The 14,118-nt window shown below is 54.1% G+C and carries 11 protein-coding genes; 3 read left to right on the top strand and 8 right to left on the bottom strand.

Features of this window, described 5'->3' with window-relative positions; translation table 11 throughout:
• Positions 1 to 26 precede the first annotated feature (26 nt).
• Together JOE25_RS06340 and JOE25_RS06335 are read right to left on the bottom strand one after the other, a co-directional pair.
• Positions 27 to 788, bottom strand: coding sequence for an amidinotransferase (locus tag JOE25_RS06340; RefSeq protein WP_209633345.1), 762 nt, complete (start codon positions 786 to 788; stop codon positions 27 to 29).
• 147 nt (positions 789 to 935) lie between these two features.
• Positions 936 to 1,874 (bottom strand): LysR family transcriptional regulator, encoded by a 939-nt coding sequence (locus JOE25_RS06335; protein WP_209633343.1) that lies wholly within the window; start codon positions 1,872 to 1,874, stop codon positions 936 to 938.
• A gap of 96 nt (positions 1,875 to 1,970) precedes the next feature.
• Between JOE25_RS06335 and JOE25_RS06330 the strand changes: the two genes are divergently transcribed.
• Positions 1,971 to 3,179, top strand: coding sequence for an MFS transporter (locus JOE25_RS06330; protein WP_209633341.1), 1,209 nt, complete (start codon positions 1,971 to 1,973; stop codon positions 3,177 to 3,179).
• A 48-nt stretch (positions 3,180 to 3,227) separates the two neighbouring features.
• Here JOE25_RS06330 and JOE25_RS06325 read toward each other — a convergent pair whose 3' ends face one another.
• From JOE25_RS06325 to JOE25_RS06315, 3 genes are all read right to left on the bottom strand, one after another.
• Positions 3,228 to 4,943: an ABC transporter ATP-binding protein gene (locus JOE25_RS06325; RefSeq protein ID WP_209633339.1), complete on the bottom strand. Its 1,716-nt coding sequence runs from the start codon at positions 4,941 to 4,943 to the stop codon at positions 3,228 to 3,230.
• Complete coding sequence (locus JOE25_RS06320) at positions 4,933 to 6,630, bottom strand: ABC transporter ATP-binding protein (protein ID WP_209633337.1); 1,698 nt, start codon at positions 6,628 to 6,630, stop codon at positions 4,933 to 4,935. The genes JOE25_RS06325 and JOE25_RS06320 overlap by 11 nt, the downstream gene beginning before the upstream one ends.
• Before the next feature lie 101 nt (positions 6,631 to 6,731).
• On the bottom strand, positions 6,732 to 7,586 hold the full coding sequence (locus tag JOE25_RS06315) for an AraC family transcriptional regulator (RefSeq protein WP_209633334.1): 855 nt from the start codon (positions 7,584 to 7,586) through the stop codon (positions 6,732 to 6,734).
• Between the two features lie 262 nt (positions 7,587 to 7,848).
• On the opposite strand from JOE25_RS06315, the gene JOE25_RS06310 reads away from it, so the two are divergent.
• A complete protein-coding gene (locus JOE25_RS06310) occupies positions 7,849 to 8,142 on the top strand; it encodes a SelT/SelW/SelH family protein (protein ID WP_209633332.1) in 294 nt (97 codons plus the stop codon).
• Here JOE25_RS06310 and JOE25_RS06305 read toward each other — a convergent pair.
• The 3 genes from JOE25_RS06305 to JOE25_RS06295 all read right to left on the bottom strand — a co-directional run bounded on the left by JOE25_RS06305 (position 8,139) and on the right by JOE25_RS06295 (position 13,189).
• Positions 8,139 to 8,957 (bottom strand): hemin ABC transporter substrate-binding protein, encoded by an 819-nt coding sequence (locus JOE25_RS06305; RefSeq protein ID WP_209633330.1) that lies wholly within the window; start codon positions 8,955 to 8,957, stop codon positions 8,139 to 8,141. The genes JOE25_RS06310 and JOE25_RS06305 overlap by 4 nt on opposite strands.
• 94 nt (positions 8,958 to 9,051) lie before the next feature.
• Positions 9,052 to 11,409, bottom strand: a complete 2,358-nt coding sequence (locus JOE25_RS06300; RefSeq protein ID WP_209633328.1) for a TonB-dependent receptor — start codon at positions 11,407 to 11,409, stop codon at positions 9,052 to 9,054.
• Between the two features lie 319 nt (positions 11,410 to 11,728).
• Complete coding sequence (locus JOE25_RS06295; protein ID WP_209633326.1) at positions 11,729 to 13,189, bottom strand: serralysin family metalloprotease; 1,461 nt, start codon at positions 13,187 to 13,189, stop codon at positions 11,729 to 11,731.
• A 287-nt stretch (positions 13,190 to 13,476) separates the two neighbouring features.
• Between JOE25_RS06295 and JOE25_RS06290 the strand changes: the two genes are divergently transcribed.
• A complete protein-coding gene (locus JOE25_RS06290; protein WP_209634202.1) occupies positions 13,477 to 13,971 on the top strand; it encodes a TIGR00645 family protein in 495 nt (164 codons plus the stop codon).
• The last annotated feature ends 147 nt before the right edge of the window (positions 13,972 to 14,118 follow it).

The raw sequence follows: 14,118 nt of genomic DNA, 5'->3' as shown, positions 1-14,118 counted from the left end.
GCTGAGATCCCCGGTGAAAGAAAATACTAGAAACGAAGTGACAGGCAGGTCAGGCCGCCGTCCATTTTTTTGAATTCACTGGTGTCGAGCTGAACGATCGGCATCCCTAACGTTTCAATTTGCGCCAAGGTCTGCGGATAGCCCTGCGGGGTAATCAACGTATCGTTGATCCACAGTGTGTTACCGGCGTAGGACTCGGCTTCTGGAATGACAATGCTGCTGTAAGCGCGAAAGTCAGGATGGTGCTGGTAATCTTCCGTCAGTAACAGGGTATTGCGGCCAACATAGTTAACTATCGATTTCAGGTGCAGCCCGGCACTTACCTCAATCGCAGTCACTCGGTAACCATAGGGTTCTACCGCTGCGGCAAACTCACCAATACCGATATCATCCGTATGTGACGTCAGACCGACAAAGAACTGGCGATCAACCAACAGCACATCACCGCCATCGAGATGGCCACTTGTGCTCATCCGCACCACTGGCCGCTCACCGGCAAACAGGGGGGCAATAGTGTCAACCTCGCCCTGACGGCTGGGTGCCCCGGGATGAGTGATTACCGCCAACTCCGGCATTACCACCGCCGTGTCTTCGACAAAGTGTGCATCAGGAAAGGCCGGCGCAGCGGGCAACACCGTCACTTTGAGCCCCAGGCGGAGCAAGGTGTCCACGTAGGCCAAAAACTGCTGAGCGGTGGCGGCGACATCCGGCGCGCCCAGTTGCGTGGTAGTTTGTCCGCTGCCGCAGCTATCGGCAGGGAGTCTGGCAATGGCTTGAGTAAAGTGCATGGCGATTCTCTCGTTTGAAAGGGACGGTCACTGTTGATTCGATTATCAAACAGATACCGCCGCCAATCAGGTTGAATCCCGCCACCACGACTCTACATTTACGCTGTTTATGCCTTCGGCAACGACCAATTCCGCTGTGTGCCCCTTTCACGGAATGGGTGGCTGAGCCCCCGTGATGCGTGGCATCACCTCTTTCATCAACGCCAGAAATTTACGCAGGCGCGCCGGGTAGTAACTGGCGTAAGGGTAAAGCAAATATATCGGTAATGGCGCCGCACGCCAGTCCGGCATCAATGGGATAAGTCGCCCCTGCTCCAGATCCTGTTTAACTACCCAGGACGACAACATTGCGACCCCAACACCGTTTAACGCGGCTTTACGCACCGCGTAAAGGCTGTCGGTGCTTAATCTGGGCGCAATGTCAAAACGGCAGGTCTCCCCGGTGTCGTGATGGGTCAACGTGACTTCATTGCGATAAAAGCTGTTTAGCGCCAGCCAAGGCAGTTGCGCTAAATCGCCGATTTGATTCAGCGGAGTGCCACCTGCCAATAACCCTGGCGCAGCTACCACGATGCGCGGCACTTCCGCCAACAATACGGCAACCACCGAAGGATCGGTCACGGCGCCGACGTGGATCGCACAATCCACGCCCTCAGGAATGAAATCGGGCGAGTGATCGTTGAGCGTCCATTCCACACTGGTCTGGCGATAACGTTGCAAATAATCGCCCAACGGTCCAATCAACTGGTCCTGACCAAAGGCGTGCGGCGCCCGCACCCGCAATATGCCCACCGGCTCATCGCGGGCACCCCGCAGCTCATCCTCCATGATCTGCCACTGTTCAATCAGCTTACGCGCATGCTGATAACAACGTTCGCCGTCATCCGTCAGCTTCATGGTGTGCGTCGTGCGTTGGATTAACTTAACGCCCAGCAGTTGTTCCAGCACCTGTAGGCGCCGGCTAACGGTGGGCTGCGACGTCTGCATTTGCGCTGCCGCCGCGGAAAGGCTGCCGCTGTCAACGATACGTACCAGCGTTTGCAACATGGCTATGCGGTCGCCATTCGGAAATGAGTTTTTATTCATACGTAATACGTATAACAGTTTTACCTGTCCTGGGGCTACAGTTGGCGGCGAAGAACGGCAAAAATAGCCGCACTTAACCTGTTCTGGATAACCAACATGCGCCTACTTTCATCAGTCGACACCACCACCCTTTCCTCCAACGTTGTTTTTCTGCTGGCAACGGGGGCCGGTCTGAGTGTGGCGTCCATCTACTACAGCCAACCTATGCTGAGCATTATGGGTGATGCATTCCACACCGGGGTGAGTGATACCGGCCTGGTGCCGACACTGACACAAATAGGCTACGCGCTGGGGATCTTATTATTGGCCCCGCTGGGTGATCGTCACGATCGTCGGCAAATCATCCGGATTAAAGGCGTACTGCTGGCGCTGACCTTGCTGCTTTGTGGTTTTTCCTCTTCATTCCCGCTGCTGTTGCTCAGCAGTCTGGCGATCGGGTTAGCTGCAACGGTTGCGCAAGACATCATACCGGCAGCCGCTACGCTGGCTTCTGACGCCAATCGGGGAAAAACCGTGGGGACAGTGATGACCGGGCTATTAGCCGGCATTTTGCTATCGCGCGTTTTCAGCGGCGTGGTTGCGGAATATTTTAGCTGGCGCAGTGTTTACCTCCTGGCAGCATTAGGGGTTCTGGCCATTACCCTCGCGATGGGGGCTGTATTACCGCGTTTTAAACCCAATACCACGTTGAGCTACCCGGCGCTGCTGCGCTCATTAGGCACGTTGTGGACAGAGTACCCAGCTTTACGGCGTGCAGCCCTGGCGCAAGGTTTATTGTCGGTTGCGTTTAGCGCTTTCTGGTCAACACTGGCGATAATGCTGGCGGAACAGTATCAGTTAGGTAGCGCAGTGGCCGGTGCTTTTGGGCTGGCCGGCGCGGCGGGAGCACTGGCGGCCCCCTTGGCCGGCACACTGGCAGATCGTCATGGCCCCGACTATGTCACTAAAATCGGCGCCGCCATGGTGGTGTGTTCATTTGCCCTGATGTTTCTGTTGCCGTTACTGTCAGTACCCGCGCAGTTGACCCTGATCGCCATAAGTGCGGTAGGTTTTGATCTCGGAATACAGGCCACGTTGGTGGCGCATCAGACGATTATCTACGCCATTAACCCGGCCGCCCGCAGCCGCCTTAATGCCATCATGTTTACTCTGGTGTTTATCGGCATGGCGAGCGGCGCCGCTTTAGGCAGCAAGATCCTGGAAAGTGCCGGTTGGCCTGGGGTGATCGCATTGGCAACGTTGGCGGCGACCGGAGGGCTGGTACTGCGGCTGTTAGCCAAGGCCCCCTCGCGTGCCGCTGCCTGATGGTATAGAACGTCAAACACATAGCCGCAGCCTCTGCGGCTATGTGTTTTAAGCGTGTCCGCCCTCTTGGCCATTTTCAGCACAAAACTCTCGATACCAGCGATCTTCGGCTAACAACTGAGTATGGCTCCCCCTGCGGCGTAACCGCCCCGCGGCCACAATGACAATACTGTCGGCCAGCGCCGCCAATCGAGGGTTATGAGTGACATAAATGCAGCTGGCGCGCCCACGCTGACGTGCCAGCAATGCCATCACGCGGTTAACGCTGAGTGAGTCCAGGCTCGCGGTGGGTTCATCCAGCAAAAGGATGGGCGTTTTGGCACACAGGCTTCGCGCCAGACAAAGGCGCAGCCGTTGCCCCCCGGACAATGCCGCACCGCCCACGCCAACATCGCTGTCCAACCCCTGCGGTAAACGGGCGATCTCCTGTTGCAGGCCTACCGCCGACAGCGCCTCCTGCATTTCATGTTCTTTTAACGCCGGATTCGCTAATTGGAGGTTCCAGCGAACACTTCCCCGGAACAGCGGCGTATCTTGCAATAACACATTGCGACACCCTGCCAAGGTTGGTGCGTCAAGCTGACGAATATCCACCCCACCAACCGTGATCAGCCCTTCGGTAGCGTCGGTGTTACGCGCCAGAACACTCAATAAAGTGCTCTTACCCGCGCCGGATGGGCCGACGATGGCCAGCAATCTACCCGGTGGAATATCAAGGTCAATATTGCTAAGCAGCACCGGGCCGTCCGGCAAGCGGTAGCTGACCTGCCGCGCGATCACATGGCTGTCCGCCGGCGTCTCACCGGGTTGTACGAATTGGATTGCGGGTGTTTCCAAAACCCTGAGCACCTGCATCAACGCCTGCCAGGCATTGCGTAGCGACTGGCCAAGCTGCGTCATTGCCGCCAAGGGTTCGATAAACCGGACTAACAGCACCATTTCGGCAATCCACAGCGGGATGGTCAGTTCACCTCTGCTGACCCGCCAGGCCCCCAGCAGTAACACCAGCAAGAATACCGCCTGTACCGCACCGGCAAAGACCAACGTGATAGGTAATGAGCGTCGTTGAAGTTGCACCACGTTCCGGTACTGCGCGGTCAGTGCCTGTACCAACCGCTGTCCGGCCTGTTGATTCAACCCCGCGGTGCGCAGTAACGCCTGTTGTTGCCCAAACTCGGCCAGCTGCGCGGCGCTGTTCTGTTCTGCCAAATGCCGTTGATCTTCCAGGGCAAGCGTCCGTTGCCCTCCCCAACGTAGCCCCACGCCTAAAAGTACCGCGGCGATCAACAGGCAACAGGCCAGCGGCAAATCGATAAACGCCAACCCAACAATAACCGTTGCAGGGGTCACAACCGCCGTAATCAATGGAGCCAGCAAATGCGCGGGGATTGCCATGGCCGTCAGTACCGGCCCCCGCACCAACCCCGGCAAATTCACCCTGCCAAGCAGGTTGGCGGGTATATGCGGAATATGCTGGATCAAAGCACCGATCAGTATCCGTACTACCGTACAGCCAGCCAAATACCCTTTCAGCGTCGCCCAAAACATCACGCCGCCATACACCGCGGTGGCCGCCAGCAACGCCCCAAATGCCGACCAAATTTGCGCGCTGGTGCCGCTGAACCAGGCGACGATCAGCGGCACTAACATCAGACCGGCGACACCATCCAAAACGGCGCACAGCGTCACCCACGACAGTGTCTTCACCAGCGGCGTCCGATCCCGAGATGGCAAAGATTTCAGGCGTGTCATATTAATAGCCATAACTGTCTCCCTGGCTGTCCCAAAGCCGGCGATAAAGGCCCCCGGCGGCTAATAATTGCCGGTGATTGCCACTGGCGACTAACTGCCCGCGCTCCAGCACGAGAATACTGTCGGCATCCATGACATCGGCCAATCGGTGACTGACGATCACCGTGGTGCCCGGCCGCTGACGCAGGCGACCTAATAATGCCGCGGCAGTTTGCGGATCAAGCGCCGACGTGGGTTCATCCAGCAGTAAAATCGGTGCCGGAGACAGCAAGGCCCGTGCAATAGACAAGCGTTGCAGTTCTCCACCTGAAAGCTGTAAGTCTTGTCCCGGTATGCTTTGGTAACCCAACGGCCGTGCCATGATGTCCTCGTGCAGACAGGCAGCCTTTGCTGCGGCATGGACAGTGGCCTGATCGGCATCCGGACGGTAGAGCGCGATGTTTTGATCCAACGGGCGTGCCAGTGCACATCCCTGTTGCAATACCGGGGTGATCAGTTGAAAACGACAGGCATCAGACAGACTCGCCAAAGGGTGATTCTTGATCCGGATTTGCCCGCTGTCCGGATCCATAAACCGCGCCAACAGCAACAGTAAGCTGCTTTTCCCGGCCCCCGACGGCCCAACAATCGCGGTGACACTGCCGGCTGGCAGCGAAAAATTGATGTTCTGTAGAACCGGTTGATCATCGTAATGAAAACAGAGTTCGCGCACCTCAATATCGACCGGCGCAGTCATGTCGGGCTGTTGTGTTCCGCTCACCATGTCTGGCGTAGCGAGCAACGTATTCAACCGCTCTGCCGCCAATTGGGCACTACGCAGGGCATCACCGCCATGCCCCATCGCCTGAAGCGGTGCGGCAATTGCCTTAACCAACAACAAAAATACGCACAGTTGCGCGGCTGGCAGAGGCGTCTCGCCCAAGCTCAACGCGCCAGCAATGACCCAAATCCCCAGCAAGGGTGCCCCCAGCAGCAGTTGCATACCCGCGCTCAGACGGCCGATACGCTGAACCCAATGGCTGAATGCCGTCACAAAAAGATCGGCTGCCGCCTGTGCCTGCGCTTGTACCCCGGCCTGCGGATACTGCCGCACGGCAACCGGATGACTGGCCAGCGTGCCGTAGCTTTCCAGCATATCCTCCATCGTACGATCGCGCTGTTCGACATCGGCCCGGAACCGGGGAGCTCGCATCGCCAAAAACAACCCAATCGCAGCGCTAAGGGGCAGCAGCGCAAACAGCGCCAGCGACATATTCAGTGAGAACAAATAACCAAAGGCCACCAATGGCACAATCAGCAAATTCACCAAATCCGTCGGCGCATGGGCGATCAACTGATGCAGCGCTCTTACATCCTGCTCAACGTAACGGGCTACGCCATCCTGGCCTTGATGTACAAACCAGTTCAACGGCAAACGCTGCAATTTTTCCGCTAATGTTAAGCGCAGCTGATGGCAAAGCCCGGCATCTACGCTGTGCGTCAGATACAGTGCCAACGTCTGGCCGATCAGCCACACCAAGCCGCTGACGGCGATAAGCCACAGCCAACCCCTTTCAGCAACAGATTGTGTTTCTGCTGCGATATATCCCAGCAGGATCCAAGGGACCAATGAACATAGACCTGCCAACGTCTGCAAAAAAATGGCCGCTGCCAGTGGCCGGTAATACGGCCGTAACAGGCAGTGTAATGCCCCTTTCATCGCGCACTCTCCTTAAAATTCCATACCTTACGATAGCGGAAAATCAGGTGAGCTCCGGCGGGGATACTTTTGACAGCGGGACTTTTTATATCGCCCGCCGGTTAGCGTGCCCTCACCGCTCGGGGAGAAATGCCAAAGCGCTTGCGGAATGCGATGGATAAATGTGCGGGGCTGTAACCCACACGATAGGCAATGGTGGCAACATTGGCCTCTTCAGCGCTGAGCATGCGGTGTGCCTGTTGCAGGCGATACTCTTGCAGCCATGCAAAAACGCTGTTGCCGAAGATCTGACGGAAGCCGTTGGTGAGCTTGCGGGTGTTAATCCCCACCTGTGCCGCCAGACGATCCAGTCCTGGAGGATGTGGCAGGTTGGCAATCAACAGATCGCGCGCGGCATGGAGACGCTCAATGTCCGATCGTGAGAGGCGTAGATCGGCCGCCTTTGACGGGGCATCGGACAGGTGTTGCAGGCTCATGGCGATGAGCTCCATCGCCTTACCCGCCAAGTACAGATCGCGCGTGGCACCTTGCAACGGGCAAGTGGCAATCTGTGTGGATAACGCCAACAACAGTTTAGGTGCCGGGCCGATAAGCATTTTCGGCGGTTGCCCTGCCCGAGACGTTAATGCCGCCGGAAGCAGTTCAGCATGTTGATCCTGGCCGTCGCTCTCTAATTGCAAAATAGTGTAGCGCAGAGGGGTGTTGCGTTTAAAACGGTGTGTGACGGCGAAGTCGCCAAGGTTACTGAATGCACAAAGTGAAGGCTCAGCGATATGCCGTTCGGCCTGCCCTGTAACCCGGCATTGCATCTCGCCACTGTGCACCAGCGCCAGTTTGATACCGTTGATCAACGGATCATCTTCCCAGGCAGACTGCGGTTCCAGCCAGGTACCGCTATGTAACAGGATGTGCGGTGCAAATTTTAGGCGCTCGGGGTGCGGAACGGGGGTGATCATTGGCTGATGCTGTGCTGTGGAAAACGGCAGGGTTGTCATAGTGTGCACGGGGTCAGATAACGGGCAACAAGGCTTTCACTATGGCATAACGGCCGGCAAATGAAAGTAATTCTTATTCAATCCACCAACCGCCAGGGCGATGCGCCAACTTCTGAGGTTGATTTCAGCCCGTTACTCTCATATGCCGCCGTTTTGATCGCCTTGACAGGGTTACGGCGGCCACTGATGATGCTTAGCTACCTCATCCGTTTAGGTTCAGATAATGAAAACATCCCCCGCCGTCACCATTCACTATTGCTCGCAATGCAACTGGCTACTGCGCGCAGCGTGGATGGCACAAGAGCTGCTGCACACCTTCAACACCGATCTGGCTGCCGTTACGCTGGTTCCGGGTACCGGCGGCATTTATGAAATTTCCGTCGATGGCGTAGTCATTTGGGATCGAAAAATCGACGGTGGGTTCCCAGAGGCATCTGCGTTAAAGCAACGTCTGCGCGATCGCTGCTTCCCCGAGCGTTCCTTGGGACATGTGGATAATAAAGGGGCTAAAGGTTAAGGCACTGTCGTTTGCGCAGCCTGCCGTAATTGGCTCATGGCTGCCGGCATAGCCAAACCAAAGTTCAGCAAGGCACTGTCATCAATCACCAGCAGGTGCCGCTGCTTACCCGCAGGCGTAAACGCCAGCCCAGGTAATTTCCAGAGATTCACTTCGCCGCCCAGCCTGCGCAGACTGCCCTTACCTATTACCAGTAACTGTGGTGCTGCGGCAATTAACCCTTCCTGGGTCAGCAACTGATAGCGAGTCACGTTGGCCATCGCGTTCTGTAAACCGGTGCTGCGAATCGCGCCATCAGCCGCGGTGCCTTTACCGGCACCCATCGCCGAGATACCGGTGTGTGCCATAATGAACAATACCCTGATGGGCAGCGGATGGGTTGGCACGGCATCCAATTGACGAGCCAGTTTCGACTGCAGAACCTGCCCCTCTTTTTCACGCCCGAGCGCGGTGGCGATCACGGCAATTTTTTCATTAATTACGCTCAACGCGGGTTTGCCCGTCACCGTTACAACGGTAATGCCAACCTGCTCAAGCTGCTGTAATACCAACGACGGTTGTGCCAGTTCACTGGCGATCACCAGCGTAGGTTTCAACGCCAAAATGCCTTCGGCATTGAGCTGACGCATATAGCCGATATTCGGCAACTCTGTGGCTTGCAGCGGTTGTTGACTGGTGCTGTCACGCGCGACCAATGCTTGCTGTGCACCTAACGCATAAATAATTTCCGTGACGTCTCCACCAATCGATATCACACGTTCGTTGGCAAAAACCGAAAACGGCAGCGCCAATAATCCTAGAATCCAGGCTCTCATTGGTTTTTTCCTTCATGGGCAGGATAATCAGGTAACAAGCGCCTTCCGATAAGAAAGGTGCTTGTTGGGCTAAAGGTGTATCCAAGGACGGGGCTTAGAAATCGACGTTTACGCCAAGTTGGAAGGTTCTTCCCGGCATAACGGCCAGCGCATTATCGTAAGCATCCTGTTTGGTAGAGTCCGTGAGTTCACGGCTGCTCAGATAATCACGGTATTTTCTGTCGGTGATGTTATATACGCCGCCGCTCAGCTTCACATTACGGGCAACCTGCCAGTAAGCCGACATATCCACCAGACCGTAACCCGGCACCCGCAAATACTCGGCCGTTGCGTCAGTGAGCGTACTGCCGCTGGCGTTGCTATAGCTTTCACGGTTGGTGGCTGCCGCCTGTTTGCCTTTCACAAAGGTCGCAGTAATGGCGGCACCGTAGCGTTTCGCCGGATCATCCCACGCCATCCCTACAATGGCTTTCATTGGCGCGACGCTGTCAATATCGACATATTTGTCGCCTGAATAACTAGACTTGGATTTCCCTTGGTTGTAACCCAGCGCAAAATTCGCGCTCAGACCGTTAACCTGCTCAAACCAGGTGCCGAAATTCAGTCGAGTACTGATTTCGCCGCCGTAGATGTAAGCCTTGTCGCGGTTTTCTGCCTGGTAAATGGTGTAGATATTGGAAGGCACGTTAGTGAACTTGCCCGGGCTGCTGGCACGTTGATAGCGGGTATACGCAATAAAGTTTTTATAGGTGTTGTAGAACAGCGACGTACGCACCGTAACACCCTCAACGACGTCTCCCTTCATGCCCCATTCCAGGTTATTGCTGGTCTCGGTTTTCAGATCGGCGTTACCAATCAACGCATACTGTGCCGTACCTGCATAGCTGGAGCCAAGGTTCCATGAACCGTACAGCTGACTGGCGTTAGGGAACTGCGCCCCACGCTTGTACTGTACATAAGTCATCAGCGTTGGCGTAATGTCGTATTGGAAACTGAGTGACGGTAAGACTTGCGTGTCAGTATTGCTTTTGCCGTACAACGTTTCCAGTTCAGACTCCGTGAGCACCGCGCTCCCCGTGGTCAGACTGCTCAGGTTTTGCGGTTTCGTGCTTTGGTGAGCCACGCGCACACCGGGTACAACGGCAAAGCCATGTCCGTCCAGATCAAACTGGATCCGGTCCTGTACATACCCACCCAGCACGTAACTACGGCTGTCAGACTCTGGCTGCATGATGGCGGTGAACGCGCTTGGCGCCGGTTCTTCCCGGAATGGTCGCTCGGTATCCGCCACGCGTGCATTAACCCCACCACTCAGCGTATGGCGACCCAACGTTTTGGCGATCTGTGTTTCAAAACCGTAGGTGTTAACGTTGTAGTCGGAGTAAACCCGCTCCATGCTGCCGGTACTGGTCGGCATGTAGGTGTTATCATGTGCTTGAGTCTGCTGGTAATAGATTTTTGATGTCAGGGTATCGACAAAATCATTGTATGGCGTCCATTCATCTTTCAGGCTGACGCCCCAACGGCGCGTATTGCTCTGCTGCTGTGCGGTGCCCAGAATGGCGCTTCCGGCCGAATTCCAACTGTCGTAATGGGTATGGTTGGTTTTGTCGTAGTAATCTACCGTGCCGGTGAGTTTGTGCTCGTCACTGGGTTGCCAGATGCCGGAAGCCATCAGCGCATTGGAATGCCAGTTGGCCGGATAAGCCTCATTGGTACCACTGTTATTTTGCGTTTCCTGCCCATCCCGGCGGCTATACACAAACACCCCTCGCAACTGCTCATCGCCTGCGGCAGCGGTGATGCCGTTATGCCAACTGCGATTGGATGAGTCGTAATCGCTTTGGTAACCAAAGTAGGTCTGCTTGGTGGGTGACAGATACTGGTCCGCCGTCTTGGGTGAAAACGATACCGCGCCACCGATAGAGGTATTACTGCGTTCTGTTGACGTCGCCCCCGACTCAATGTCCACTTGGCCGTACATGTAAGGGTCAAGATAGTCCCTGCCGATACCGAAAGTGTTGAGCCCCGCACGGCTAACATAGCTACGCCCAGTCGCATCTGGTTGTGGGATCCCATCCACATCCAGCCCGACACGGTTACTCTCCAGGCCACGGATGTTATATCCGGTGTAACCACTGCGATCGAACCCGCTTTTCCCGGAAGAAGAGCCACCACTGACACCCGTTGCACCAATCAGCGTTTCATAACGCATTATTGAGCCAAAATCATTCCCCCCTTTTTTCTGCATATCTTGTGCAGAAATCGTGGTTATTGTTCCGGCTTTTTTTTCAATTACCGGTGCAACAACCGTTATTTCCTCTTCATTTTGCGTGGTCTTTTGTATTAAGGGTTTATTTACTTCACCATTAACGTAAAAAGTGGTGCTGGCCAGAGCCCCGCATAGGACGGACTGCCCGATAATTCCCCGGTAATTAAAAGTTTTGCGCATGTATTAACCCTGCATTAATTATTAGTATAAGCTCGCAGTTGCTTCGTCACCCGGGAGTTAACCGGGTTCAACAATATTAATGAAAAGTAATAATGTAAAAATAAAGGTCTTTCTACGTAGACTTGATGAAACACATGATAATGATAATGCTTATCATAAGCAATATCGTCATAATATTGATTGATGTATTGACGCACTATTTCCCAATTGCTTACGCAATCCTTACATAGCGGTACTACAGTAGGCCGGGGACGGATGTTCAAGCATGCAGGGATGAAAAACCCTGAGAGAACGGTGGGCATAACCCACCGTGACTGAGTTAAACAATAAAGTCTGTCGCCGTATTCGCCTGCCCTACAATTTGAACCAGGAAGTCTGGAGAGGCGTGACCATTTATATTCAACGCTAATTCACTTAAATTGCTTTGTGAATTATAGGTCAGCAGTGCTTCCCCTGCCTGGCCACTGAAATTGTCAACAAAATGAATAAAGTCCGCACCTTTAGCGCCGTGATTAAAGAAGGACAGATCAATTTTGTCGATGCCGGTTTCAAAGTCCACGATCTTATCAGGGGATGCGAAAGGTGAATCACTCACCGCTGCGAAAACAAAAATATCGTTGCCGCTGCCACCGTATAGCTGATCCTGCCCCCCACCGCCATAGATAACATCATTACCGGCACCACCGTGGAGAATATTGGCGGCGTTATTACCGACGATAACATCATTACCCGAACCACCGATGGCATTTTCAATAATTGCACCCAGTGCAATGGACACGTTCCCCTTCAACCCACCGACATCAGAGAAGGAGCCTTCTGTCAGGTTGATGCGCTGGTTCTGCGTATAGCCGGAGAAATCAAGGGTATCATTACCACCCGCATCCCAAACGGAGAAAACCAATTTCTGGCTGCTGTCCGTCGCCGTGTAGAAGTCCCTGCCGGTATTGGAGTTGAACCCGTATACCGTATCCCCGGTACGGGTACTGGTATTCGCGCCATAGAGATGTTGAATAGCGGCAATATCGTCAACCAGAGGCGCTGCGGCAAAATAGCCGCCGTTATCACCACCGGTAACGCCTTCATCCCAATAGCTCATCACGCTGAACTGGCGAGTGTCTTCGGCATAGGTCCCCTTCGCATAGCTAGGATTTTGGCCGGCATTATAAGCACCTGGGTGATCTAACCCCAGCGTGTGCCCTAATTCATGCGTGATGCTCAGGCGGCCGTAGTTGCCCAACTCAGGGTACAGGTTGGCGTAAACCCCGTCGCGGGGATCCGCGTAATCGTAATTGATGTTGAACCAGCTTTGGCCATCGGTATTATGCCCACGATAGTCATTACCCGCTCCGGTAAAGGGCTTAATTGCATAAGCCTGGCCGTCGCCTTCGTAATTACCAAAGGTAATATTGGATTTTTGTCCGGGGGCAACTTCGACAAAATTCAGGTTAGCCACATCTGCCCAAGACTGTAAGGACAGTTTTGCCTGGGCTTTTTGCTGCGCGGTAAAGGCACTTAGGCCGGTATCTTGGCTGCCGAAACGGGCATTCAGGTTACCCTCGTTATAATCCCAAACCGGGAAGGAATAAGTCACCGTCGCGCCTTGTCCCGTAATATGAACGCCATTCCAGGTCTGTTCACTGCGCGCTATTTGCTTACCTGCCGCCTCCACATCGAAAGAAGGCTTATTATTAATCGTTAATCCATTACCTCTATTATGGTAATTGAGCAAATCATTAACACTGTCCCAACCGCTTGTATTTCCATTCAGGGAATTTTCCATGTCCATCTCCAGTAGGTTAATTCATTCCGTTATATATAATTCAATTGCGATATAAACAACTGCTGCCGACTTATATTGCAGCATTTAAATCGTAGTATGATTTTCAGATTGCTCAATCTATATCGCGAAAATAAATGATAATGATGTTAATACCTAATGCGATTCACGGCATGTGCCTTTCCCCGAATGCCCGTGGAACACCCCGCATTCATTTCACCGTCACTTGCCTTTTGCCAGGCCTCTTGCGTTATACTACGCCCCACTTTTTGTAATGAACTCAGATGACTATGGAACGCTTTCTAGAAAATGCGATGTACGCCTCTCGCTGGCTGCTTGCCCCGGTTTACTTCGGCCTGTCCCTGGCCTTGCTGGCACTGTCGGTAAAATTCTTCCAGGAGATTCTTCATGTTTTGCCGAACATTTTCTCCATTGCCGAAGCAGATCTGGTTCTGACGCTGCTCTCATTGATCGACATGGCATTGGTCGGCGGCCTGCTGGTGATGGTGATGTTCTCGGGGTACGAGAATTTTGTTTCGCAATTGGATATCAGCGACGACAAAGAAAAGCTGAGCTGGCTGGGTAAGATGGACGCCACCTCGTTGAAGAACAAGGTTGCCGCGTCGATTGTCGCCATTTCCTCCATTCACTTGCTGCGCGTGTTTATGGATGCCAAGAATGTGCCGGACAATAAGCTGATGTGGTATGTGGTTATCCACCTCACCTTTGTGCTTTCCGCATTTGTCATGGGCTACCTCGATAAACTGACCCGCTACAAGCACTGATCCCCTTTAGCCGCCATGCCCCAATGGCGGCTAACCCTTCTGCCCGCCATTACATTAAAACATTAAAAATCAATTTGTTGAGCAGGCGCTTTAGGCGCAATTAAAGTGACATCGTCACTAAAATTGGCTTCACTTGCCACGTTACCC

Origin of the sequence: Serratia sp. PL17 (genome assembly GCF_017832355.1) — a bacterium.
In the GTDB taxonomy this organism is placed as follows: Bacteria; Pseudomonadota; Gammaproteobacteria; order Enterobacterales; family Enterobacteriaceae; genus Serratia.
This window is presented reverse-complemented; position numbering and strand designations above follow the sequence as displayed.

Bases quoted from the DNA above. Each gene is read 5' to 3' on its own strand.
- JOE25_RS06340 (WP_209633345.1), bottom strand. From the start codon at position 788: ATGCACTTTACTCAAGCCATTGCCAGACTCCCTGCCGATAGCTGCGGC.
- JOE25_RS06335 (WP_209633343.1), bottom strand. From the start codon at position 1,874: ATGAATAAAAACTCATTTCCGAATGGCGACCGCATAGCCATGTTGCAA.
- JOE25_RS06330 (WP_209633341.1), top strand. From the start codon at position 1,971: ATGCGCCTACTTTCATCAGTCGACACCACCACCCTTTCCTCCAACGTT.
- JOE25_RS06325 (WP_209633339.1), bottom strand. From the start codon at position 4,943: ATGGCTATTAATATGACACGCCTGAAATCTTTGCCATCTCGGGATCGG.
- JOE25_RS06320 (WP_209633337.1), bottom strand. From the start codon at position 6,630: ATGAAAGGGGCATTACACTGCCTGTTACGGCCGTATTACCGGCCACTG.
- JOE25_RS06315 (WP_209633334.1), bottom strand. From the start codon at position 7,586: ATGATCACCCCCGTTCCGCACCCCGAGCGCCTAAAATTTGCACCGCAC.
- JOE25_RS06310 (WP_209633332.1), top strand. From the start codon at position 7,849: ATGAAAACATCCCCCGCCGTCACCATTCACTATTGCTCGCAATGCAAC.
- JOE25_RS06305 (WP_209633330.1), bottom strand. From the start codon at position 8,957: ATGAGAGCCTGGATTCTAGGATTATTGGCGCTGCCGTTTTCGGTTTTT.
- JOE25_RS06300 (WP_209633328.1), bottom strand. From the start codon at position 11,409: ATGCGCAAAACTTTTAATTACCGGGGAATTATCGGGCAGTCCGTCCTA.
- JOE25_RS06295 (WP_209633326.1), bottom strand. From the start codon at position 13,189: ATGGAAAATTCCCTGAATGGAAATACAAGCGGTTGGGACAGTGTTAAT.
- JOE25_RS06290 (WP_209634202.1), top strand. From the start codon at position 13,477: ATGGAACGCTTTCTAGAAAATGCGATGTACGCCTCTCGCTGGCTGCTT.